Source organism: Mesorhizobium bavaricum, assembly GCF_056781655.1.
On the sequence record NZ_CM165566.1, the window covers coordinates 3975756 to 3997965 of the forward strand.

At 63.1% G+C, this 22210-nt stretch carries 23 protein-coding genes; 19 read left to right on the forward strand and 4 right to left on the reverse strand.

Annotation, left to right across the window (positions count from 1 at the left end; genetic code table 11):
• Nucleotides 1-128 precede the first annotated feature (128 nt).
• From nagZ to AC1RZR_RS19560, 10 genes are all read left to right on the forward strand, one after another.
• Entirely contained in the window at nt 129-1148 is a 1020-nt protein-coding gene (gene nagZ, locus AC1RZR_RS19515; RefSeq protein ID WP_481825657.1) for a beta-N-acetylhexosaminidase, read from the forward strand.
• Between the two features lie 60 nt (nt 1149-1208).
• Nucleotides 1209-2009 carry a segregation and condensation protein A gene (locus AC1RZR_RS19520; protein ID WP_477279295.1) on the forward strand — a complete coding sequence of 267 codons (801 nt, stop codon included), beginning with the start codon at nt 1209-1211 and terminating at the stop codon, nt 2007-2009.
• Entirely contained in the window at nt 2006-2770 is a 765-nt protein-coding gene (scpB, locus tag AC1RZR_RS19525; RefSeq protein WP_481825658.1) for an SMC-Scp complex subunit ScpB, read from the forward strand. Before AC1RZR_RS19520 ends, scpB begins: the two co-directional genes overlap by 4 nt.
• A 169-nt stretch (nt 2771-2939) precedes the next feature.
• Entirely contained in the window at nt 2940-3161 is a 222-nt protein-coding gene (locus tag AC1RZR_RS19530) for a twin-arginine translocase TatA/TatE family subunit (protein ID WP_095087696.1), read from the forward strand.
• Between the two features lie 31 nt (nt 3162-3192).
• On the forward strand, nt 3193-3996 hold the full coding sequence (gene tatB / locus AC1RZR_RS19535; protein ID WP_477279127.1) for a Sec-independent protein translocase protein TatB: 804 nt from the start codon (nt 3193-3195) through the stop codon (nt 3994-3996).
• Nucleotides 3993-4856: a twin-arginine translocase subunit TatC gene (gene tatC, locus AC1RZR_RS19540; protein ID WP_477279129.1), complete on the forward strand. Its 864-nt coding sequence runs from the start codon at nt 3993-3995 to the stop codon at nt 4854-4856. Before tatB ends, tatC begins: the two co-directional genes overlap by 4 nt.
• A 349-nt stretch (nt 4857-5205) precedes the next feature.
• Nucleotides 5206-6510, forward strand: coding sequence for a serine--tRNA ligase (gene serS, locus AC1RZR_RS19545; protein WP_481825659.1), 1305 nt, complete (start codon nt 5206-5208; stop codon nt 6508-6510).
• On the forward strand, nt 6510-7268 hold the full coding sequence (gene surE, locus AC1RZR_RS19550; RefSeq protein ID WP_481825660.1) for a 5'/3'-nucleotidase SurE: 759 nt from the start codon (nt 6510-6512) through the stop codon (nt 7266-7268). Before serS ends, surE begins: the two co-directional genes overlap by 1 nt.
• Nucleotides 7265-7924, forward strand: coding sequence for a protein-L-isoaspartate(D-aspartate) O-methyltransferase (locus AC1RZR_RS19555; RefSeq protein ID WP_477279135.1), 660 nt, complete (start codon nt 7265-7267; stop codon nt 7922-7924). Before surE ends, AC1RZR_RS19555 begins: the two co-directional genes overlap by 4 nt.
• 116 nt (nt 7925-8040) lie before the next feature.
• Complete coding sequence (locus AC1RZR_RS19560) at nt 8041-9570, forward strand: peptidoglycan DD-metalloendopeptidase family protein (RefSeq protein WP_481825661.1); 1530 nt, start codon at nt 8041-8043, stop codon at nt 9568-9570.
• A 118-nt stretch (nt 9571-9688) separates the two neighbouring features.
• Here the strand turns inward: AC1RZR_RS19560 and AC1RZR_RS19565 are convergent, their stop codons facing one another.
• Complete coding sequence (locus AC1RZR_RS19565; RefSeq protein WP_481825662.1) at nt 9689-10564, reverse strand: ATP-binding protein; 876 nt, start codon at nt 10562-10564, stop codon at nt 9689-9691.
• 281 nt (nt 10565-10845) lie between these two features.
• On the opposite strand from AC1RZR_RS19565, the gene yajC reads away from it, so the two are divergent.
• The 6 genes from yajC to AC1RZR_RS19595 all read left to right on the forward strand — a co-directional run bounded on the left by yajC (nt 10846) and on the right by AC1RZR_RS19595 (nt 16521).
• Nucleotides 10846-11184 carry a preprotein translocase subunit YajC gene (yajC, locus tag AC1RZR_RS19570; protein ID WP_008876289.1) on the forward strand — a complete coding sequence of 113 codons (339 nt, stop codon included), beginning with the start codon at nt 10846-10848 and terminating at the stop codon, nt 11182-11184.
• A 51-nt stretch (nt 11185-11235) separates the two neighbouring features.
• Nucleotides 11236-13785, forward strand: coding sequence for a protein translocase subunit SecDF (gene secDF / locus AC1RZR_RS19575; protein WP_481825663.1), 2550 nt, complete (start codon nt 11236-11238; stop codon nt 13783-13785).
• A 28-nt stretch (nt 13786-13813) separates the two neighbouring features.
• Nucleotides 13814-14206, forward strand: coding sequence for an Mth938-like domain-containing protein (locus AC1RZR_RS19580; RefSeq protein WP_481825664.1), 393 nt, complete (start codon nt 13814-13816; stop codon nt 14204-14206).
• 1 nt (nt 14207) lies between these two features.
• Nucleotides 14208-15053: a phytoene/squalene synthase family protein gene (locus AC1RZR_RS19585; protein WP_481825665.1), complete on the forward strand. Its 846-nt coding sequence runs from the start codon at nt 14208-14210 to the stop codon at nt 15051-15053.
• Between the two features lie 83 nt (nt 15054-15136).
• Nucleotides 15137-15571: a hypothetical protein gene (locus AC1RZR_RS19590; RefSeq protein WP_481825666.1), complete on the forward strand. Its 435-nt coding sequence runs from the start codon at nt 15137-15139 to the stop codon at nt 15569-15571.
• A complete protein-coding gene (locus AC1RZR_RS19595; RefSeq protein WP_481825667.1) occupies nt 15571-16521 on the forward strand; it encodes a sterol desaturase family protein in 951 nt (316 codons plus the stop codon). Before AC1RZR_RS19590 ends, AC1RZR_RS19595 begins: the two co-directional genes overlap by 1 nt.
• A gap of 6 nt (nt 16522-16527) precedes the next feature.
• On the opposite strand, the gene trmFO is transcribed toward AC1RZR_RS19595, so the two are convergent.
• The 3 genes from trmFO to AC1RZR_RS19610 form a co-directional block, all read right to left on the reverse strand.
• Nucleotides 16528-17940, reverse strand: a complete 1413-nt coding sequence (gene trmFO / locus AC1RZR_RS19600; RefSeq protein WP_481825668.1) for a methylenetetrahydrofolate--tRNA-(uracil(54)-C(5))-methyltransferase (FADH(2)-oxidizing) TrmFO — start codon at nt 17938-17940, stop codon at nt 16528-16530.
• 372 nt (nt 17941-18312) lie between these two features.
• Nucleotides 18313-18453 carry a DUF1127 domain-containing protein gene (locus AC1RZR_RS19605; RefSeq protein WP_379104575.1) on the reverse strand — a complete coding sequence of 47 codons (141 nt, stop codon included), beginning with the start codon at nt 18451-18453 and terminating at the stop codon, nt 18313-18315.
• Nucleotides 18454-18501: 48 nt separating this feature from the next.
• Nucleotides 18502-18642, reverse strand: coding sequence for a DUF1127 domain-containing protein (locus AC1RZR_RS19610; protein ID WP_013531315.1), 141 nt, complete (start codon nt 18640-18642; stop codon nt 18502-18504).
• Between the two features lie 237 nt (nt 18643-18879).
• On the opposite strand from AC1RZR_RS19610, the gene AC1RZR_RS19615 reads away from it, so the two are divergent.
• From AC1RZR_RS19615 to AC1RZR_RS19625, 3 genes are all read left to right on the forward strand, one after another.
• Nucleotides 18880-19998 (forward strand): DUF2157 domain-containing protein, encoded by a 1119-nt coding sequence (locus AC1RZR_RS19615; RefSeq protein WP_481825669.1) that lies wholly within the window; start codon nt 18880-18882, stop codon nt 19996-19998.
• A complete protein-coding gene (locus AC1RZR_RS19620; protein WP_481825670.1) occupies nt 19995-20579 on the forward strand; it encodes a GDYXXLXY domain-containing protein in 585 nt (194 codons plus the stop codon). The genes AC1RZR_RS19615 and AC1RZR_RS19620 overlap by 4 nt, the downstream gene beginning before the upstream one ends.
• Nucleotides 20580-20748: 169 nt before the next feature.
• Entirely contained in the window at nt 20749-22197 is a 1449-nt protein-coding gene (locus tag AC1RZR_RS19625) for an aromatic amino acid lyase (RefSeq protein ID WP_481825671.1), read from the forward strand.
• Nucleotides 22198-22210 lie beyond the last annotated feature (13 nt).

Here is a 22210-nt window from a genome sequence, read left to right on the forward strand (position 1 = left end):
CCACCCAACCAATCAAAGCCGGCGCTGTCCCAGACAGCGTCGGCTTTTTCATGTGGAAGAGATATGTCTTCAACAGCATGCGACCGGGGGCGATTCCCTTTGATCGCGCGAAGCCCTAAACTCCCGGCATGACCGAATCAAAATCCATGATCCTCGGCTGTGCCGGGAAATCGCTCACTCGCGAAGAAATCAATTTCTATCGCAATGAATGCCCGTGGGCGTTCATCCTGTTTGCGCGCAACATTGGCGAGACCGAGCAGATCCGCGATCTGGTCGCCGAGATGCGCGACTGCATCGGGCGTCCGGACGCGCTGGTGTTCATCGACCAGGAAGGCGGCCGGGTGCAGCGCCTGCGCCCGCCACTGGCGCCGAATTATCCGGCCGGCGGCGCGCTCGGCGCGCTATGGCGCGACGACCATGACGCCGGCGCGCGCGCGGCGTGGCTGATGGCGCGGCTGCATGCCTTCGACCTGCTGCGCTACGGCATCACGGCGGATTGCCTGCCGGTGCTCGACGTGCCGATCGAAGGCGCCAGCGACGTCATCGGCGCGCGCGCCTATGGCAAGGATCCGCGACCGGTCATCGAACTCGGCCGCGCTGCCGCCGAAGGGCTGATGTCGGGCGGTGTGCTGCCTGTCATGAAGCACATTCCGGGCCACGGGCGCGCCTTTGCCGACACGCATTTCGAATTGCCGACGGTGGACGCATCGCTCAGCGATCTGCAACGGCATGATTTTGCCCCGTTCCGGGAGCTCAACCATCTGCCGATGGCGATGACGGCGCATGTCGTCTACAGCGCCATCGACCCGAAGAACCCGGCGACCACCTCCGGCAAGGTCATCGACGAGATCATCCGGCGTGAAATCGGCTTCGATGGGCTGCTGATGAGCGACGACACCTCGATGAAGGCACTTTCTGGGGATTTCCCGACAAAGGCGGCCTCGATCCTTGCGGCGGGCTGCGATCTGGTCCTTCACTGCAACGGCGTTTTCGAGGAGATGGCCGGCATCGCATCGCGGACCACGGGGCTTGAAGGCAAGTCGCTGGAGCGCGCCAAGCGGGCGCTGACCTATATCAGGAAAAGCGACGCGGCTGAAGAAACCGAGATACGTGCAGAATTCGCCACCTATTTCGATGCGGTGGCCTGACAAAGGAAGCGAGAGGACGTGGCGGAAACATTGGAAAGCAAGGCCGCGAAGGCCGCACCGATGGACCGTCTGTGGGCCGAGAACGACGATTCGCGTGTCACCGGCGATCCGTCGCTGGTCGTCGACGTGGCCGGCTTCGAAGGTCCGCTCGATCTGCTGCTGCATCTTGCCCGCACCCAGAAGGTCGATCTGGCGCGAATCTCGATCCTGGCGCTGGTCGAGCAATATCTGACCTTTGTCGAGACGGCGAGGGCGCTCAGGCTCGAGCTTGCTGCCGACTATCTGGTGATGGCGGCGTGGCTGGCCTTCCTCAAGTCAAAGCTTCTGATCCCCAAGCAGCCGGGCGACGAGGGCGAAAGCGGCGAGGAGCTGGCGGCGGTGCTGCAGTTCCGGCTGAAGCGGCTGGAGGCCATGCGCGACGCCTCGGCGCGCCTGGTCAACCGCAACCGGCTCGGCCGCGACGTGTTCGCGCGCGGCATGCCGGAAATGGTCATCGTCGAAAAGCGCAACGCCTATTCGGCGTCGCTCTACGATCTTTTGACCGCCTATGCGCAGCAGCGGCAGAAGCAGGCGATCAACAATGTGACGATCGCCAGGCGTGGTGTCTGGTCGCTCAAGGATGCGCGCGACATCCTGACCCGCCTTGTTGGGTCGCTTCGCGACTGGGCGACGCTGGAAAGTTTTCTGATCGAATACATGACCAGCCCCGAGGAGCGGCGCACGGCGATCGCGAGCTCGTTCGCGGCCACGCTGGAACTGGTGCGTGAAGGCAGCATGGACATGCGGCAGGACGAAGTGTTCGCGCCGATCTACCTGCGCGGTCGCGCGCAGGCAATCAAGGCAGTCGAGGTGGCATCATGAGCGAACGCGCCAACGCTTCGGTTATCCCGTTCAAGGTAGACGACGAACCGGAAGGGGAGCTGTTTTCCCAGGAACCGGGCGAGCAGGTCCAGAACCCGGCCGAGCGGCTGCATATGGCGGAAGCCGTGCGCATGGCCGAGGCGATCGTGTTCGCCAGCGCCGAACCTGTTAGCGAAAAGCAGCTTGCGGCACGTCTGCCCGACGGCATCAACATTGCCGCGGCGATGGCCGACCTGCAGCAGATCTATGCGCGGCGCGGCGTCAATCTGGTCCGCGTCGGCGATGCCTGGGCGTTCCGTACCGCCGGCGACCTGGCTTTCCTGATGAGCCGCGACACGGTGCAGCAGCGCAAGCTGTCGCGCGCAGCGCTCGAGGTGTTGGCAATCATCGCCTATCACCAGCCGGTGACGCGCGCCGAGATCGAGGACATCAGAGGCGTCGAAACCTCGAAAGGCACGCTCGACACGCTGCTGGAAACGGAATGGGTGCGCATGCGCGGCCGGCGCAAAACGCCTGGACGCCCTGTTACCTATGGCACGACCGAGACCTTCCTCGACCATTTCGCGCTGGAGGAGATCCGCGACCTTCCCGGCATGGAGGAACTGAAGGGCGCCGGACTGCTTTCCGGCCGTATGCCGTCGAATTTTTCCATTCCGCAGCCGCCGTCCGATCCCGATGCGCTGACCGACGACGAGGATGCGCTGACCGATATCGATCTCGAGGAACTCGGCCTGCTGACGCCGCGCGTCACGGAAGATTGACTGGCAATGGCGGCCATTCTGTCGAGGATGCGCGGATTCGTAGCGGGCCATCACGCCGAAAATGCGTGACATCCGCCACCCTTTCATAAACTCTGTCGCAGTTGTGTTTGAATCCCAACGCGAAAACGCATAGATCATCGCCAGGGAAAACATTCGAGAGAGATTTGCTATGGGTTCATTTTCGATTTGGCACTGGATGATCGTGCTGGTGATCGTGCTGCTGGTGTTCGGCCGCGGCAAGATTCCCGAGCTGATGGGCGACATGGCCAAAGGCATCAAGAGCTTCAAGAAGGGCATGGCTGACGACGACGTTGCCGAAGACAAGCGCACCGTCGAACATCGTGCCGACGAGACCGTTTCGGCCGCGAAGGAAAAAGCCAGCAAGAGCTGAGCCAAAAAGGTTCTAGTCGGAACAGAGTGCCATGTTTGAAGTCGGCTGGACCGAAATGCTGGTCATCGCGATCGTCATGATCGTGGTCGTCGGGCCCAAGGATTTGCCCAATATGCTGCGCACCTTCGGGCGCACGACGGCGAAGCTGCGCGCGATGGCGGCCGATTTCCAGAAACAGTTCAACGAGGCGCTGAAGGAAGCCGAGCTCGACGACGTCAAGAAATCGGTCGACGAGCTCAGGGGCCTCAGTCCGATGGCCGAGATCAAGAAGCAGCTCAATCCATTCGAACAGGCGGCAGCCGACGTGCGCTCCGGCGTCGACGCGGTGATGAAGCCGAAGCCGGCCGATGATCCTGCAACGCCTGCCGCTTCGACGCTGCAGGCGGCCGAACCGTTGAAAAACGGGGCAACCACCATGCCTGGCGTCAACGGGCCGGACGCCGCACCAGCAGCGCCGATTTTCCCGGCAATGACTGATGAATCGGTGCTGACGGCGTCGGTGCCGACGGAACCAGTTGTGGCGGCGAAGAAAGTGGCCAAGGCTGCGCCGGCGAAGGCCACGCCGGCCGCAAAAGCGCCTGCCAAGGCGTCGGCAAATGGCGCAAAGGCTGCCGCGCCGGCGAAAGCGGCGATCGTGAAGACTACGCCCGTATCCAAGGCGCCCGCGAAGGTGGTGCCGGCGGCAAAGCCTGAAACGACCAAAGCCGCGAAGCCGGCCGCAGCCAAGGCGGTTGCGACCAAGACGATGGCGACCAAGACGGGGCCGAAAGCCGAACCGAAGCCTGCCGCGGCGAAGAAGCCGGCGGCCAAAAAGACGGCGGGAGCCGCCAAGTGAGCGTTTCGGACAAGGAAAAAGACGAGATCGAGAAATCGTCGGCGCCGCTGATGGAGCATCTGATCGAGCTGCGCCGGCGGCTGATCTGGTCGCTAGGCGGCTTCTTCGTCGCCTTCCTGGTGTGTTTCTTCTTCGCCAAGAAGCTGTTCAACCTTTTGGTCGTCCCGTTCAAATGGGCGACGAAGTGGGCAGGGCTTGATCCGCACAAGGTCGAGCTGATCTACACCGCGCCACAGGAATTCTTCTTCACCCAGGTCAAGCTCGCCATGTTCGGCGGCATGGTCATCGCCTTTCCGCTGATCGCCACGCAGATCTACAAGTTCATTGCGCCTGGCCTCTACAAGAACGAACGCAATGCCTTCCTGCCGTTCCTGATCGCATCGCCCGTCCTGTTCCTGATGGGCGCCTCGCTGGTCTATTTCTTCTTCACGCCGATGGTGATGTGGTTCTTCCTGGCCATGCAGCAGGCCGGCACCGACGATCAGGTGCAGATTTCGCTGTTGCCGAAAGTGTCGGAATATCTCAGCCTGATCATGACGCTGATCTTCTCCTTCGGCCTTGTGTTCCAGCTGCCGGTGGTGACCAGCCTGATGACGCGGGTCGGCATGCTGTCGTCCAAGGCGCTGGCCGAGAAGCGCAAATGGGCGATCGTCATTGCCTTTGTCGTGGCGGCAGTGCTGACGCCACCTGATCCAATGAGCCAGATTGGCTTGGCCATTCCGACCATCCTTCTCTACGAGGTCTCCATCTGGGCCGCCCGACTGATCGAGCGCGATCAGGAAAAGCAGCGGGTGGCGCGCGAGAAGCAGGACGCGGCGGAAGAGGTGGCCGAAAAGCCAGCGGACGTGTCCTCCACATAGCTATTGCGCGGCGCCCCGCCGGGGTCGGCGGACCTGGAATCATTGCTTTGTGACGGCAACTATGCTATGGATTTGGGTATGGTGCTGATTTGCGCCAGCGACCCGCCTCAGAGGCGGGTTTTTTGTTTCAGGCTCTCGCCATCCCCGGTCGAAAGCGCGCCAAAGCGAGCTCGAGCCTTGGCTTCACGACGCCCGATCTTGCATCGATCAAAGATGCAGTTTACGCCCTCTGGCCTGAAACGCGTCGAGAAAATCGACGATGTGTTTCAGGCTTTATTCTTGAGCGTATCGTAGCGCAAAAACTGCCATGCGCTTTTGGGCGACATGCTACCGCAGGAGCTTCCAGACCATGCTTGACATCAAGTGGATTCGCGACAACCCGAAGGCCCTTGTCGAGGCGCTGGTCAAGCGCTCGTGGTCGGCCGACGATGCGCAGTCCACGGTCGACGGTCTGATCGCGTCGGACGAGGCGCGGCGCGAACACGTCACCGAGTTGCAGACCAAGCAGGAGCGCCGCAACGCCGCCTCGAAAGAGATCGGCAACGCCATGCGCTCGGGCGATGCAGCGCTTGCCGAAAAGCTGAAAGCCGAAGTCGGCGAGATCAAGACCTTCATCCAGAATGGCGAGGCGCGTGAACGCGACCTCGACAAGGCGCTGAACGACGCGCTGGCGGTGCTGCCCAACGTGCCGTTCGACAATGTGCCGGTCGGCAAGGACGAGCACGACAATGTCGTCAAGCACATCGTCGGCAAGGTGCCGACGCGCCCGAACTGGGTGAAGGAGCATTTCGAGATCGGCGAAGCGCTCGGCATGATGGACTTCGAGCGCGCGGCAAAGCTGTCGGGCTCGCGCTTCACCGTGCTGAAAAGCGGGCTGGCGCGGATGGAGCGTGCACTCGGACAGTTCATGCTCGACCTGCACACGACCGAGCATGGCTACGAGGAAGTCATCCCGCCGCTGATGGTCAAGGACGACGTTCTTTTCGGCACCAACCAGCTGCCGAAGTTCGAGGAAGATTTGTTTTTCACGCCACATGGGGAGGGCCGGCTTGGCCTGATCCCCACCGCCGAGGTGCCGCTCACCAACCTGGTGCGCGAAGAGATCACCGCACATGAAAAGCTGCCGCTGCGCTATACCGCGCTGACGCCGTGCTTCCGCTCGGAAGCAGGCTCGGCCGGGCGCGATACGCGCGGCATGCTGCGCCAGCACCAGTTCTACAAGGTCGAGCTGGTGTCGATCACCGACCAGGAATCGTCGCTCGCCGAGCACGAGCGGATGACGCAATGCGCCGAGGAAGTGCTGAAGCGGCTCGGCCTGCCGTTCCGCACCATGACGCTGTGCACCGGCGACATGGGCTTTGGCGCGCGCAAGACCTATGACATCGAGGTCTGGCTGCCGGGCCAGAACGCCTATCGCGAGATCTCGTCCTGTTCGGTCTGCGGCGACTTCCAGGCACGGCGCATGGACGCCCGCTACAAGGACAAGGACGGCAAGGGCAACCGCTTCGTCCACACGCTCAACGGCTCGGGCACCGCGGTTGGCCGCGCGCTCATAGCCGTTATCGAAAACTACCAGAACGAGGATGGCAGCGTAACCATTCCTGAAGTGCTGCGGCCTTACATGGGCGGTCTGGAAAAGATCGAATCGAAATAATGCGGATTCTCCTGACCAACGATGACGGCATTCATGCCGAGGGCCTGGCGGTGCTCGAACGCGTCGCGCAGACGCTGTCCGACGATGTCTGGGTGGTGGCGCCGGAGCAGGACCAGTCCGGCTACGCGCATTCGCTGTCGATCTCGGAGCCGCTGCGGCTGCGCAAGATCGGCGAGAAGCATTTTGCCGTGCGCGGCACGCCGACCGATTGCGTTATCATGGGCGTCAAGAAGATCCTGCCGGGCGCGCCCGACCTGATCCTGTCAGGCATCAATTCCGGCGCCAACATCGCCGACGACGTCACCTATTCGGGAACCGTCGCCGGCGCCATGGAAGGCGCGCTGCTCGGCATCCGCTCGATCGCGCTCAGCCAGGGCTACAGCTATGTCGGCGAGGATCGCGTCGTTCCCTATGAGACGACAGAGGCGCTGGCACCTGCTTTGCTGAAGAAGCTTGTCGCCACGCCGCTGCCGGACGGCGTGCTGCTCAACGTCAATTTTCCCAACTGCCTTCCCGAAGAAGTCGCCGGCACGGTGGTCACCTCGCAAGGCAAGCTCGTGCACAGCCTGTGGGTCGACGAGCGCCGCGACGGGCGCGGCCTGCCTTACTACTGGCTGCGCTTCGGCCGCGAGCCGGTCGAAGGCAAGCAAGGCACCGACCTCCATGCCTTGCGCAACAGGCTTGTGTCGGTGACGCCATTGCAACTCGACCTCACCGCGCATGAAATCCGTGACCAACTGAGCAAGGCGCTTGCATGAACCAGGGCCTCCCAATCGATGACCGCGAAGGTTTTGCCGCCTTTCTGCTGCGCTTGCGCGGCAGGGGGACGGTGCCGAAGGCGCTGATCGCCGCGTTCGAGGCGACGCCTCGGCGCGGTTTCCTCGGCGCCCAGTTCCATCAGATCGCCTGGTCGGACCGCATGCTGCCCATCGAATGCGGCGAGGCGATCGAGGGTGCCGACTTGCAGGCGGCGGTGATCGCGGCACTCGCCATCGAGCAGGGCAATCGCGTGCTCGAGATCGGCACCGGCTCCGGCTATACGGCGGCGGTGATGTCGCGGCTGGCGGCGCGGATCGTCACCGCCGATCGCTACAAGACGCTTGTCGAGCAGGCCAGGCAGCGTTTCGAGGCGCTCGGCATCGGCAATGTCATCGTGCGCCAAGCTGATGGTTCTGGCGGGCTGCCGAACGAAGCGCCGTTCGATCGCATCGTCGCCTGGGCTGCCTTCGACAGCTTGCCGCGCTTCCTGCTCGACCAGTTGTCGAGCGGCGGCATCGTCATCGCTCCGATCGGACCCGAAGAGGGCGAGCAGGTGCTGGCCAAGCTGACCAAGGTCGGCAGCCGTTTTGAACGCGAGGACATTGGCCTGGTGCGCCTGCAGCCGATCCTGCGCAGCCTCGCCGCCGTCATTTAGTCCGCCCCCTAATATTTTAAGAAAAATTGCATCGGATTCCATGAGGTTAACCGACGAGTAACATTAACGCGCTTTAATCATACCTAGTTTGTACCGGGTATGTGCGGGTCAGTGCGATGCAACTCAGTGTTTTGAAGACAAATGGCCGCAATCTGATGCGTGGTTGCGCCGTCCTCATGGTCGCAGGTGTTGCGGCGGGGTGCAGCTCCCAGGCTTCACGCTTCAACAGTGTCGATGACGTCTTTACCTCATCGACCAACAATCAGCGCGCCATCATCAACAAGCAAGAGCAGGACGCCGTGCAGCCCTATCCGGGCGATGTCGCGGCCGCTCCGGTCGACGGCAGCCATACGCAGTCGGTCAGCCGCTCCAGTCTCGAGCCGGTCTCGACGCGGCCGCTGCCTCCGCCCGTTGCCCAGGCACAGCCGGCTCCCGCACTGGCGCCTGCTTCAAAGCCGGTACGCACCGCATCGGCCCCGGCGCCGCACCTCGACCGGACCACCACGACCGGCACCGTCGCTCCGGCGGCATCGCCGTTCAAGGTCGCGCAGCCCGACGCACCGCGCGTCGCCGCGGCTGGCAAGCCGCACGCGACCGAGATCGTCGTCAGTGATGGCGAGACGATTTCCGGCCTGGCGCAGCGCTACAAGGTGCCGGCCGACGTGATCATGAAGGTCAATGGGCTGAGCGCGACCAAGGGGCTGAAGACCGGCCAGAAGCTGGTCATCCCGGCCTATGCTTACTCGAGCAAATCAGAACCGAAAGTCGCCGATGCCAAGCCGGCGAAAAACGGCAAGCACGACCTGCCGGCCACCGCACCGGACAAGGTCGCAGTCCTGCCGCAGCAGCCGAAGCTCAAGGAGGGCAAGTCCGCCGCTCAGGTTGATGCTTCGGCCGCCGCAAGCCAGCCCAAGGCCAAGCCCGCGCCGCAGATGGCCGCGGCCAAGGCGACCGGCGCTGCCGGCACCTATACGGTCCAGTCAGGCGATACGCTTTCCTCGATTGCCAGGAAGACAGGCGTCGGCACCGTTGCGCTGAAGCAGGCCAATGGCATGCAGAACGGCTTGCTCAAGATCGGCCAGACCTTGAATGTGCCGGCCGGCGGAGCCGCGACCGTCGCCAGCGCCAAGCCGGCGAAGATCGATCCGGTGACCACGGCCACCACGCCGCCCGCGGCAAAGACGACACCGTCGGAAACGCTGGCGTCCTACACGCCGCCGAAGAAAGATTCGAAGGTCATTCAGCAGGCCGAGGACGACGACGCTGTCGCGCCTGACGCCACCGGCATCGGCAAGATGCGCTGGCCGGTCCGCGGCCGCGTGATCTCCGGTTTCGGGTCCGGCAAGGACGGTGTCGACATCGCCGTGCCGACCGGCACGCCGGTCAAGGCAGCCGAGAACGGCGTCGTCATCTATGCCGGCGATGGCCTCAAGGAATTCGGCAACACGGTGCTGGTGCGCCACGAGAATGGTCTGGTCACCGTCTATGGCCACGCCAGTTCGATCGAGGTCCAGCGCGGCCAGAAGGTCAAGCGCGGCCAGGAAATCGCGCTGTCGGGCATGAGCGGCACGACGGACTCGCCGAAGCTGCACTTCGAAGTGCGCAAGAATTCCGCCCCGGTCGACCCCTCTGGCTATCTCGAATAGTCGGGCGATCTCGAATAGAAGAAAAGAAGAGATTTTGCGGGCCGCCTGACCTCCAGTCCGGCCCGCCGGCTTGGCCCGCCCCGCAAGGAGCGGGCTTTTTCAGTTGCTTGCGTGCACGTCAATCCTTGAGCGGCTTGCCGAGACGGCCAGCCAGGTCCTGGGTGAACTGCCAGGCGACGCGGCCCGAGCGGCTGCCGCGCGTCGTCGCCCACTCCAGCGCCTCAGTGCGCAACGTCTCGGGGTCGATGGCGAGGTCGTGATGGCGGACATAGCCGTCGATCATGTCGAGATACTCGTCCTGCGAACATTTGTGGAAGCCGAGCCACAGGCCGAACCGATCGGACAGCGACACTTTTTCCTCGACCGCTTCGGACGGGTTGATGGCGGTCGAGCGCTCATTGTCGATCATGTCGCGCGGCAACAGGTGGCGGCGGTTCGAGGTGGCGTAAAAGATGACATTGGCCGGGCGGCCCTCGACGCCGCCTTCAAGTGCTGCCTTCAGCGACTTGTAGGAGGTGTCGTCGTGGTCGAAGGAGAGGTCGTCGCAAAACAGGATGAAGCGGAACGGAGCTGACTTCAGCAGCCCCATCAGCTTCGGCAGCGTGTCGATGTCCTCACGGTGGATTTCGATCAGCTTCAGCGGCAGGTCGGACCTGGCCCTGGCGTTGATCTCGGCATGCACGGCCTTGACCAGCGACGATTTGCCCATGCCGCGCGCGCCCCACAACAACACGTTGTTGGCCGCATAGCCGGCGGCGAAGCGTTCGGTGTTGTCGACAAGGATGTCACGGACGCGGTCGACGCCACGGATCAGGCCGATGTCGACGCGGTTAACCCTGCGCACCGGCTCCAGATAGCCCGGATCGGCCTGCCAGACGAAGCAGTCGGCCTCGCCGATGTCCGTTTCAGGCACCGGCGGCGGGGCGAGGCGGCCAACCGCTTCGATCAGGCGGTCGAGCTTCTTGTTGAGGGCATCAATGCTGCTGTCGGTCATGTCGGTCTTTTGTTTTTCGCGTTTTGACGTGGGAGCGTGTCGATTCCGTCGGGACCGAAACCGGTTGCAACCTTTTGTTCGAGCGTGATCTTTTCCGAAAACCGGCTCGTGCTGTTGGCGATCATGCTCTAACACGGCTCAACAGGCCGGAAAAGCAGCCGATTTGGCCGGCCACGCAGTTGCATTGGCAACTTTACCGACTATATTCCGGCCAAATTTCAAGGGGCCGCCAATCTCACAGGACGGTTTGGCGGCTGTTTTCAAAATTCAGGAGTACCTCGATGTTCGTGACACCGGCATACGCCCAAGGCGTTGGGGCCTCTCCCGACATGTTCATCAGCATTTTGCCGTTTGTCCTGATTTTCGTGATCATGTATTTTCTGATCATCCGGCCGCAGCGGACGCAGCTGAAGAAGCGCGGCGAGATGCTGGCCGCGGTTCGTCGTGGTGACACGGTCGTCACCGGCGGCGGCTTCGTCGGCAAGGTGACCAAGGTGATCGACGACAACGAGCTCGAGATCGACCTCGGCGGTGGCACCAAGGTGACCGCACTGCGTTCGACGATCGCCGATGTGCGCGTCAAGGGCGAGCCGGTGGCGAACCAGAACGCCAAGAAATAACCGAATTTCAGGCGGAGCGATCCGCGGACACGCTCTGACGGACGACGCCATATGCTGTATTTTTCGCGCTTCAAGATGATCCTGATCTGGGTGGCCGTGGCCATCACAGTGATCCTCGCCGCGCCCAATCTGTTCTCCGCCAGCACGCTGGCGCATCTGCCCAGCTGGGTACCGAAGCGGCAGATGACGCTCGGCCTCGATCTGCAGGGCGGCTCGCACATCCTGCTGGAGATGAACCAGAACGATCTGATCAAGGATCGGCTGGAGACGACGCGCGACGAAATCCGCACGCTGCTGCGTGACGCCAAGATCGGCTATACCGGCCTTGCCGGCACGGGGCGGACCTTGCAGGTCCGCATCACCGATTCCGCTCAACTCGATGCCGCCAAGACGGCGCTGAAGCCGCTGACCGATCCAGTCGCCGCCGGCCTGTTCACCGGCGGCTCCATCCAGGAAATGACGCTCGACGATTCCGAGCCCGGCCTGCTCAAGTTCAACGTCACCGACGCCGGCATCAAATACCGCACGTCCACGGCGCTGACGCAGTCGATCGAGGTGGTCGAACGCCGCGTCAACGAACTCGGCACGACCGAACCCATTGTGCAGCGGCAGGGCGACGACCGTATCCTTGTCCAGGTGCCGGGTCTTCAGGATCCGCAAAGGCTGAAGGAAATCCTCGGCCAGACGGCCAAGCTGACGTTCCAGATGGTCGACCAGTCGATGCCGGTACAGGACGCGCTCAACGGCCGCCCGCCAGCTGGCTCGTCGGTGCTGTATTCGCAGGACGATCCGCCGGTTCCCTATCTGATCGAAAACCGTGTCATCGTCTCGGGTGAAAACCTGGTCGATGCGCAGGCGACATACAATTCGCAGAACAATGAGCCGGTGGTTTCGTTCCGCTTCGATTCGAAGGGTGCTGCGCGCTTCGGCCAGGCGACCTCGCAGAATGTCGGCAAGCTGTTCGCCATCATCCTCGACAATCAGGTGATCTCGGCGCCGCAGATCCGTGAGCCGATCCTCGGCGGCACCGGCCAGATCTCCGGCAATTTCACCGCCCAGAGCGCCAATGACCTCGCCGTGCTGCTGCGCGCCGGCGCATTGCCGGCGACGCTGACGGTGATCGAAGAGCGCACCGTCGGTCCGGGTCTCGGCCAGGATTCCATCCATGCCGGCAAGGTCGCCGGCATCATCGGCTCGATCCTCGTCGTCGTGTTCATGTTCGTGGCCTACGGCTTCCTCGGCTTCCTCGCCAACATCGCGCTGGCGGTGCACGTGGCGATGATCGTCGGGCTGTTGTCGCTGCTCGGCGCGACGCTGACTTTGCCGGGTATCGCCGGTATCGTGCTGACCATCGGCATGGCGGTCGATTCCAACGTGCTGATCTACGAGCGTATTCGCGAGGAGCGGCGAAACGGCCGCTCCGTGATCCAGGCGATTGATACCGGGTTCACCAAGGCGCTGGCGACCATCGTCGATTCCAACGTCACGTCGTTGATCGCCACGGTGGTGCTGTTCTATCTCGGTACCGGGCCGGTGAAGGGCTTTGCCATCACCTACGCCATCGGCATCCTGACCACCGTCTTCACCGCCTTCACCTTCACCCGCCTGCTGGTGTCGATCTGGCTGCGTCGTGCCCGCCCGAAGGAATTGCCGCGTGCACCGGTGACCTTCATTCCGCCGGGCACGAAGATCCCCTTCATGGGCATTCGCCGCTGGACGTTTGCGCTGTCGAGCTTGCTGTCGGTGCTGTCGGTCGTGCTGTTCATGACTGTCGACATCAATTATGGCATCGACTTCAAGGGCGGTTCGTTGATCGAGGTGCAGTCCAAGAGCGGCAATGCCGATCTCGCCGACCTCCGTGCCAGATTGACGGAACTCAATATCGGCGAAGTCCAGGTGCAGCAGTTCGGCGAGCCGAACGACGTGCTGATCCGTGTCGGTACGCAGGACGGTGGCGAGAATGCCGAGCAGACGGTCATCGACAAGGTTCGCGGCGAGCTGCAGGACAATTATGATTTCCGCCGCGTCGAAGTGGTGGGGCCGACGGTTTCCGGGGAGTTGGCCAAGCAAGGCACCATTGCCATGCTGGTGGCGCTGCTCGGCATCCTGATCTACGTCTGGTTCCGCTTCGAATGGCAGTTCGCGGTCGGCGCCATCATAGCGACGGTGCACGATGTGGTCATGACCATCGGCTTCTTCGTCATCACCGGGCTCGAGTTCAACCAGTCGTCTCTGGCAGCGATCCTGACCATCATCGGCTATTCGCTCAACGATACCATCGTGGTCTATGACCGTGTCCGTGAGGATCTGCGAAAATACAAGCGGATGCCGCTGCCGCAACTCCTGAACAACGCCATCAACGAGACGCTGTCGAGAACGACGCTGACCTCGGTGACGACGATCCTGGCGCTGCTGGCGCTGGTGCTGTTCGGCGGCGAGGTGATCCGCTCGTTCACCATGGCGATGCTGTTCGGCGTCGTGTTCGGCACCTATTCGTCGATCTTCATCGCGGCACCGCTGCTGATCCTGTTCAAGCTGCGGCCTCAGGCTGCAGCCGACGAGGAGAAGCCGGTCGGCGGCGGCAAGGCGGTCGCGACCTGACGCGCGGCCCCGAAGGGGTGACAGAACGGTGACCGGCAAAGGCATCGTCATCCGCGAGGCGCACTTCCCCGGCCGCGCGCCGATCGAGGCCTATGGCAATGGCGGCTTCCGCTTCGCCGACATGTCGCATCGCGGTTCGCTGCTCTGTCTGCCGTCCGGCATCCACGGCTGGGAACCGGCGAACCCTCTGGCGCTGACGGTGGCGGATTTCGACAGGCTGCTGGCTGAGGCCGACAAGGTCGAGATCCTGCTGGTCGGCATGGGCCGGGACCTCAGGCCATTGCCGGCGGCACTGCGGGCCGCGCTGAAGGCGGCCGGCATTGCGTCCGACCCGATGTCGACGGGGGCAGCGGTGCGGACCTACAATGTCCTTCTGGCGGAAGACCGCGCCGTGGCCGCCGCGCTCATTGCCGTCGATTGACATGTCTGAAAATGCCAAAATCGTCATGGACGCGGTGCGCGCCGCCGACCACGACCGCTATCTCACCGCGCTCTACGCGCCGGCTGACAAACGTGACGCGCTGTTTTCGCTCTACGCCTTCAACGCCGAGATCGCGGGCATTCGCGATCGCATCCATGAGGCGCTGCCGGGAGAGGTGCGGCTGCAATGGTGGCGCGATGTCCTTGCCGCTGAAGATGACGGCACGGGCATCGGCCACCCTGTCGCCGACGCGCTGAAGGCGACCATTTCCGCTTGTAGCCTGCCGAAGCCGGCGTTCGACAATATGCTCGATGCGCGCATTTTCGACCTCTACGACGATCCGATGCCGTCGCGCACCGATCTGGAAGGCTATTGCGGCGAGACGGCAGCCGCGCTCATCCAGCTTGCGGCCATGGTGCTCGATCCCGTCGAGGCGCCGCGTTTTGCCGAACTGGCGGGCAGGGCAGGCTGCGCACAGGCGATCACCGGTCTGCTGCTCCTGCTGCCGCTGCACCGCAAACGCGGGCAATGTTTTGTCCCGGCCGATATCCTGGCCGCCGCTGGATCGTCGCCCGAGGAGTTTGTTACCGGCGATGGTGGCCCTGGTGCGAAGCGCGCGGTGGCGGCGATGATCGCGCTGGCGCGGGACCATCTTTCCGCTTTCGAACAAGGCGCATCGGCTCTGCCGGTCTCGTTGTACCAGGCGTTCCTGCCGCTGGCCCTGTCGCGTGCCTATCTCGCGAAAATGGAGAGTGGCTCGCCGCTGGACGGTGTCGCGCGGCTGTCGGCCTTGCACCGGCATTGGCTGTTGCTGCGTCGCGCGAGCAAGGGTTGGCCTGCACTTTGACGTAAACGTCAACCATGCTAAGGAGTCCCCGGGCCAAAACTGTTGCCATAGACGATAGGCCGGCCCGGAGGAGATACCCATCGATGAGCTTGCCTTTGCTGGTCGCGATCGTCGCCCTTGGCATTGCGCTGTCGGTCGCCGCCGTGCATTTCACCGGCGGCAGCAAGACGGCCACGCTCACCGGCACGGATCAGGCGCTGAGCCGTTTCGCCGAGGATTTTCCCGACGACGTGGCGACGGTGGTGCGCCTGACCGCGGATGCCAGGACGGCGTTCCTCGATCTTGGCCGAGGGCGCATCGGGATCGTGCACAGCATCGGCGACTGCTTTTTGACCCGCGTCGTGACGCCTCGGGACGCCACCGCTTTGACTGCTGACAATGCAAATACGGTCTCGTTTCGGCTTGCCGATTTCACCTGGAAAGGCGGCCGCTTCAGCTTTGCCAGTGCAACTGATGCGCAGGGCTTGCTGAAAGCGCTTGAGCCGCAACATTCGAATTCCGCCGGGGAGGCGGCGTGATGGACAGCTACAATTTTCCGCAGGTCACCCAGCTTGCCATCCCGTTCTTCGTTGCCGCGATCCTGATCGAACTCTGGCTGGTGCGCAGCGGCCGCGCCAAGGGCTCGTTCGAGACGCGCGACACGCTGACCAGCCTGATGATGGGAACCGGCAATGTCGTCGCCGGGCTGCTGCTTGGCGTGGTGTCCTACTGGGCGCTGCTGTGGCTGTGGCAATTCCGCGTCTTCAATCTCGGCCTGTCCGTCTGGGTGTTCCTGGCCGCCTTCCTGCTCGACGACCTGCGCTACTATGTCTACCACCGCATTGCGCACAGGGTGCGCTGGGTGTGGGCCGAACACGTCAACCACCATTCCAGCCAGCACTACAACCTGTCGACGGCGCTGCGGCAAAGCTGGACGGGGCTGTTCACCTTCATGTTCGTGCTGCAGGCGCCGCTGGTGCTGCTCGGCTTCCATCCGGCGGTGATTGCTTTCACCTTCGGCTTCAACCTCGTCTGGCAGTTCTGGATCCACACCGAGACGATCGGCAAGATGTGGGGCTGGTTCGAGTTCATCTTCAACACGCCGTCACACCACCGCGTCCACCACGCCACCAATCCGCGCTATCTCGACGCCAATTATGCCGGCACGCTGATCATCTGGGATCGCATGTTTGGAACCTTCGTCGCGGAGTTGGAGGAAGACCGGCCGCGCTATGGGATTGTGAAAAATCTCGGCACCTTCAATCCGCTGAAAGTGGCGTTCCATGAATGGATCGGCATGTTCAGCGATGCCTTTGCACCCGGGCTGAACATGAGCGACCGCCTGAACTATCTGATCAAGCCGCCGGGCTGGAGCCATGACGGATCGCGCGAAACCTCAGAGAGCCTGAAGGCCGCCTATGTCAGGCGAAATCCGGGCGAGGCCGGCAAGCCGGGACTGCCGGCGGCAAGTGCCGAGGCTGCAGAATAGAGCTCTTTATTCCGCCGCTTCGGCTGTTTGCGCCGGAAGCCCCAGCCATTGCCGGCAGTCGGCGCGCGCACGTGCGGTGATCCCCTGCCGCTTGGCGACGGTCTTGTCCTTGCCGCGCAGGCGCTTGCCTTCGATTTTCGGTGCTTCCATTGGTGGGAACAGGCCGAAATTGACGTTCATCGGCTGGAAGGAGCGTTTTCCCGGCTCGTCTTCGGAGACGATGTGGCCACCGGTGATGTGGTTGAGCAGCGCGCCAAAGGCCGTGGTCAGCGGCGGCAGCGATGGTGCCTGGCCGAGCCGCTCGGCGGCGGCGAACCGGCCGGCAAGCAGGCCGATCGCGGCACTTTCGACATAGCCCTCGCAGCCGGTGATCTGGCCGGCAAAACGCAGGCCCGGACGCGACTTCAGCTGCAGCGAGGCGTCGAGCAAGGTCGGCGAATTGATGTAGGTGTTGCGGTGCAGGCCGCCGAGGCGGGCGAAGTCGGCGTTTTCGAGGCCTGGAATGGTGCGGAACACGCGCACCTGCTCGGCATGCTTCAGCTTGGTTTGAAAGCCGACCATGTTGTAGAGCGTGCCCAGCGCATTGTCCTGCCGCAACTGGACGACGGCGTAGGCCTTTACCGTCGGATTGTGCTCGTTGGTCAACCCCATCGGCTTCATCGGTCCGTAGCGCAGCGTCTCGACGCCGCGCTCGGCCATGATCTCGATCGGCAGGCAGCCGTCGAAATAGGGCGTGCCTTCCCATTGCTTGAATTCGGTTTTCTGGCCGTCGACCAGCGCCTGCACGAAGGCAAGATACTGGTCCTGGTCCATCGGGCAGTTGATGTAGTCCTTGCCGGTGCCGCCGGGCCCGACCTTGTCGTAGCGCGACTGGAACCAGCAGATATCCATGTCGATCGTGTCGAAATGGACGATCGGCGCGATGGCATCGAAGAATGCCAGCGCATCGGCGCCGGTCGCTTCCGCGATCGACTGGGCAAGCGAAGGCGCGGTCAGCGGACCCGTGGCGATGATCGCCTGGTCCCAATCCGCCGGTGGCAGGCCCGGCACTTCCTCGCGCTGGATGGTGATCAGCGGGTGCGCTTCGAGCTTCTTCGTCACCGCGTCGGAGAAACCGTCGCGGTCGACCGCAAGTGCGCCGCCGGCCGGCACCTGGTTGGCATCGCCGGCGCTCATGATCAGCGAGCCGGCCAGCCGCATTTCCGCATGCAGCAGGCCGACGGCATTGTTTTCGGCGTCGTCGGAGCGGAAGGAATTGGAACAGACCAGTTCGGCCAGGCCATCGGTCTTGTGCGCGTCGGTGCCGCGAACGGGGCGCATTTCATGCAGCACGACCGGAACGCCGGCTTGCGCCGCCTGCCAGGCGGCTTCGGAACCGGCGAGGCCGCCGCCGATGATGTGGATGGGATTTTTGTTCATGAGCGCCGGAATAATCGCTTGGTGCGGCGATTGCAATTCCCGTGCGCGGCGCAGGGCAGACAGATGCGGGTGCAACCAAACCCTGAAAACGACAACACCCGCCGGGGGAGGAGGTCCGGCGGGTGTCGTTTTTGGGGTCGACCCTCGGGAGGAGGTGAAGGCCGACCGTATTCGTCATCGCCGGGGAGGAGGTCGGCTTTGACGAAATCTCTTTCGCCATTTTTAAAAGGGGCGAAACCCTTTTTGGGAAACAACGCCCGCCGCGGGAGGAGGTGCGGCGGGCGCCGTTTTGGTGGTCAACCCTCGGGAGGAGGTGAAGGTTGACCGGATCCGTCAGGGTCGGGGAGGAGGTCGACCCTGGCGAAATTCTGGTTAGATCGCCCGACGGGCGATGATCTTGATTTCGTCGCGGACGATACCGAGATCATGCAGCTGACGGTTCGAAAGGCGACCCAGCTCGGAAACCGTCTCGCGATAAACGCGCCAGTTACGATAGTTGCGGATCAGGTTCATTGTCGTTCTCTTTTCAAAACTTGTTCGGACCATTTGCGGTCCGAAGAATTAGACCGCCTTGCGAGCGACGTAAGGAATGTCACTGCGGCTGATGCCGAGGTCGGTCAGTTCACGGTTGCTCAGGCGGCTCAGCTCGGACACGGTGTCCCTGTAGCGGCGCCAGTTGCGGTAGTTGCGGATCAGGTTCATGGTATTTCTCGTTTCGTCTTTCTTTCGGATCATTCCGTCTTTGTGTACGAACGATAGATAGGCGGGCCTATATCGATTTAAAAGCGCTATGGCTGCATGGCAGCAATGCAAATTGTGCAATGCAGCATTAACGCGCGTTCACGGACTGACACAAAGAAACCCGAATCGGAAAATGCCGTAACGTCAACGGTTTGACCGGGTCGGCTGAAAAAAAGACCAAGCTGGGGGAGAAGCGGTATGGCGGGCTATTCGTCACGAGTGAGGGCGGATATCGCGCGCTGGCGGCAGGCCGGCCTGATCGACGCCGCGACCGCCGATTCCCTGACGAGCGATGTCGAGGCCAACGAGCGCAAATCGCTCAGCTTCGGCTCTATCCTGGCGATGATGGCCGCCTTGCTGTTCGGCGCCGCCATCCTGATTTTCGTCGCCGCCAACTGGGACGCTATTCCGAGGCTGGCGCGGGTGGCGGCACTCTTTGCCATCATTCTTGGCGGCTATGTTGGCGGTGCGCTGTTGAAGACGCGCGACCACGCGGCGATCGGCGAAGCGTTGTGGTTCGTGGCCGCGGCGGCTTTCGGCGGCTCGATCGCGCTGATCGGCCAGATGTATCATCTCTCGGGCGACGAGGCGTCGGCCCTGGTCACCTGGGGTGCCGGAACGGCACTGGCTGCGGTCGCGCTGCGTTCGAACCCGCTGACCATCGCTTCGGTCGGCATCGCCGATGCCTGGCTGTTCCTGAAAGGCTTCGACTATTACAGCCGCAGTGAATTTCCGCATCTCTTCGTGGTTATGGCGATCGTGCTGTTTGCCGTATCGTTCTGGACCCGCAGCCAGCCGGCGCGGCACTTGATCATCCTGTCGCTGCTTTTCTATCTGGTGCTGCTGGTCACGAACCACGACACCCTGCAGGTAGCGATCCCGCTGGTCGCCGTATCGGCGCTGCTGTTCGCCGCCTCAGTGTTCGCGCCAGAGCCGGTCGACAGGATCGTGCAACTCGGCGGCCGCTTGCCCTTGCACGCGCTGCTAGGCTTCCTGACGGGCCTGGCGATGATCCAGTTCGAACTCGCGGATGAGAGCACCTACAACAGCGGATTCGCCATAGCATCGGTGATTGCGTTGGCTGGCATCGTCGCTGCAATCGTGCTGGCCGGGCGAGAGAGCCGCGGGTTGCGCTGGCTTGCCTATGCCGGCTTCGCCTTGGAAATCGCCATCATCTATGTGGTGATGTTGCAATCGATGCTCGATACGGCCGGCTTCTTCCTTGCCGCCGCGGTGCTGCTCGGCATCCTTGCGCTCGTCATCATCCGCATCGAAAAACGCATGAAGAGCCCAGTCGCCAAAGGAGCCGCGGCATGATGACCGGAAAGAGGCTGATCATCTCGGCGCTGGTGCTGGCGCTCGTCCAGATCGGATTTCTGAGCTGGATCATCGCCGGCCGCGCGGCGATCCTGCGCAACGGCAAGGAAGTGCTGCTGAAGATCGAACCCGTCGATCCACGCGATCTCCTGCGCGGCGACTACATTATCCTCGGCTACGAGATTTCGCGCATACCGGTGAAAATGATCGCCAACATCCCCGCCGACAAACTCTCCAGCGATGATACATCGATTGTCGTCCGCCTGAAGAAGGACGCCGATGGCTATTGGCAGCCGGCCACCGCCTGGTTCGGCAAGGCGCCGACGCCGGCAGCTGCCGACGAGGCCGATATATCAGGCCATGTCGCCGAGGGGTGGGACCTTCGCAGCGAAGGCATGACCATCGCGCCGGACTACGGCATCGAGCGTTTCTATCTGCCGGAAGGTGAGGGGGCGGCGATCCAGGACGACATGCGGGTGCGGCCGTTCGGTATCCGTCTTGCGCTCGCCGGTGACGGCACCGCGCAGATCAAGGCGCTGGTGGACGGTGACAAGACCCTGTTCGAGGAACCGCTGTATTAGGATAGAGCGGTTCATCATTTCACGGAAACGCCGAACCGTTCTATCTCTTTGTTTTTGACGCAATTCCGGACGGAAAACCGTTTCACGCTTTTCCTGGAATTGCTCTAGTGATGTCGACCGTGATGGTCGACAGAAGCCCTTCTTTGTCTCCCTCTTGGACGGTAGAAGCATGCCAATTACCCTGTCGACGCGTGGCGACATCAACCTCGACACTGTTTTTCGCGTCGCCTGGAAGAAGGAGACAGTGGAGATCGGCGAGGCGGCCTTGCAGCGCATCGCCGAATGCCGTGCCCTATTCCTGAAGCTGATTGAATCCGACCCGCCACCGGTCATCTATGGCGTAACGACCGCCATGGGGGAGCTGGCGAGCCGCAGGCTCGAACGTGACGAGCGGGATCGCCATGCGCGCATCAAGGCGTTCGCCGCCGCCACCTCGTTCGGCGATCTCTTGCCCGATCGTGTGGTCCGGGCGATCACGCTGGCCCGCCTGACAAACTTCATCGAGGGCAACGCTGCCACCACGCCACGCATCGCACTCGCCGTTGCCGCGATGCTCGACGGCGGCCCGATGCCAACGGTACCGGCCTCCGGCCAGGGCGGCGCCGGCGAGATCCTGGCGCTCTATCCGTTGTTTGCCGAACTCACGACGCGCTTCGACCTGGAGGTCAAGGAACGGGGCTCGTTGATCAACGGCTCGCCCTGCGCCGCGGCGCTGGTGGCCGACGCGGCGCTCGCGGCACGACGCCGCGTCCGCATGGCGCACAAGGTGTTCGCACTGTCGATCGAAGCGTTTCGCGCCCCGCTCGAGCACTATGACGCGGCGCTCGACATGCTCTGGGGCGATGAACATGAAGCGGCGGCCCTCCAGGGGTTGCGGGAATTTCTGGTTGGCGCCGGAGACGGGCGGCGCAATTACCAGGCGCCGGTCAGCTACCGGATCGTGCCGCGCGTTCTCGGCCAGGCGCATCGTGCGCTGGCAGGCGCCGAGCGGGCGGCCACGGTCTCGCTGGCCTCGATTTCGGACAATCCGGTCTATATCCCGCCGGACGATGCACATCCGCTCGGCCGCTGCATCAGCACCGGCGGCTATCACAATGCCATGGCGACGCCGGCGATGGACGATCTGGCAGCGATATGGGCCGATATCTGCCTGCTCTGCGACCGTCATGCCTCCAAGCTTCTGAACGGCAAGGTGTCGCTGCTGCCCGATCTCTTGATGACCGGGCGGCATTGGGCCGACAGCGACGGTCATGGCAATGTCGGCTATGTGCCGATGGCGATCACCGGTTATCTCGAGCAGGCCAAGCTCGCGGCGCAGCGCACCTTCATTCCGGGAACGGAATCGGCCGGTGCCGGGCAGGACGACGTCGCCACCACGGCGTTCTTCGCATGGACCAAGGAGGCAACCGCCGGCCGCTGCGTCGATGCGGCGATGGCGATGCTGGCGATGATGGCCTCGCAGGCGCTGCACGTCACCGAACGCGCGCCACCGCCGGCGCTTCAGTCATTCGTCGATGAAATCAGAGCCATCGTACCGCCCGTCGGCGACGATCGCGTGCTGGGGCCGGAGCTTGCAAAGCTGGCCGAGTGGTTCACAGGGAGAGTGTTCGAGGCGTAGGCACCGATGCCAG

Excerpts from the sequence above, each read along its gene's own strand:
- AC1RZR_RS19585 (WP_481825665.1), top strand. The coding sequence starts at position 14,208 with ATGTCTGAAAATGCCAAAATCGTCATGGACGCGGTGCGCGCCGCCGAC.
- tatB (WP_477279127.1), top strand. The coding sequence starts at position 3,193 with ATGTTTGAAGTCGGCTGGACCGAAATGCTGGTCATCGCGATCGTCATG.
- AC1RZR_RS19560 (WP_481825661.1), top strand. The coding sequence starts at position 8,041 with ATGCAACTCAGTGTTTTGAAGACAAATGGCCGCAATCTGATGCGTGGT.
- AC1RZR_RS19615 (WP_481825669.1), top strand. The coding sequence starts at position 18,880 with ATGGCGGGCTATTCGTCACGAGTGAGGGCGGATATCGCGCGCTGGCGG.
- AC1RZR_RS19605 (WP_379104575.1), bottom strand. The coding sequence starts at position 18,453 with ATGAACCTGATCCGCAACTATCGTAACTGGCGCGTTTATCGCGAGACG.
- nagZ (WP_481825657.1), top strand. The coding sequence starts at position 129 with ATGACCGAATCAAAATCCATGATCCTCGGCTGTGCCGGGAAATCGCTC.
- AC1RZR_RS19610 (WP_013531315.1), bottom strand. The coding sequence starts at position 18,642 with ATGAACCTGATCCGCAACTACCGCAACTGGCGCCGCTACAGGGACACC.
- AC1RZR_RS19520 (WP_477279295.1), top strand. The coding sequence starts at position 1,209 with ATGGACCGTCTGTGGGCCGAGAACGACGATTCGCGTGTCACCGGCGAT.
- AC1RZR_RS19595 (WP_481825667.1), top strand. The coding sequence starts at position 15,571 with ATGGACAGCTACAATTTTCCGCAGGTCACCCAGCTTGCCATCCCGTTC.
- AC1RZR_RS19530 (WP_095087696.1), top strand. The coding sequence starts at position 2,940 with ATGGGTTCATTTTCGATTTGGCACTGGATGATCGTGCTGGTGATCGTG.
- yajC (WP_008876289.1), top strand. The coding sequence starts at position 10,846 with ATGTTCGTGACACCGGCATACGCCCAAGGCGTTGGGGCCTCTCCCGAC.
- serS (WP_481825659.1), top strand. The coding sequence starts at position 5,206 with ATGCTTGACATCAAGTGGATTCGCGACAACCCGAAGGCCCTTGTCGAG.
- AC1RZR_RS19555 (WP_477279135.1), top strand. The coding sequence starts at position 7,265 with ATGAACCAGGGCCTCCCAATCGATGACCGCGAAGGTTTTGCCGCCTTT.
- AC1RZR_RS19565 (WP_481825662.1), bottom strand. The coding sequence starts at position 10,564 with ATGACCGACAGCAGCATTGATGCCCTCAACAAGAAGCTCGACCGCCTG.
- AC1RZR_RS19620 (WP_481825670.1), top strand. The coding sequence starts at position 19,995 with ATGATGACCGGAAAGAGGCTGATCATCTCGGCGCTGGTGCTGGCGCTC.
- trmFO (WP_481825668.1), bottom strand. The coding sequence starts at position 17,940 with ATGAACAAAAATCCCATCCACATCATCGGCGGCGGCCTCGCCGGTTCC.
- surE (WP_481825660.1), top strand. The coding sequence starts at position 6,510 with ATGCGGATTCTCCTGACCAACGATGACGGCATTCATGCCGAGGGCCTG.
- secDF (WP_481825663.1), top strand. The coding sequence starts at position 11,236 with ATGCTGTATTTTTCGCGCTTCAAGATGATCCTGATCTGGGTGGCCGTG.
- AC1RZR_RS19590 (WP_481825666.1), top strand. The coding sequence starts at position 15,137 with ATGAGCTTGCCTTTGCTGGTCGCGATCGTCGCCCTTGGCATTGCGCTG.
- scpB (WP_481825658.1), top strand. The coding sequence starts at position 2,006 with ATGAGCGAACGCGCCAACGCTTCGGTTATCCCGTTCAAGGTAGACGAC.
- AC1RZR_RS19625 (WP_481825671.1), top strand. The coding sequence starts at position 20,749 with ATGCCAATTACCCTGTCGACGCGTGGCGACATCAACCTCGACACTGTT.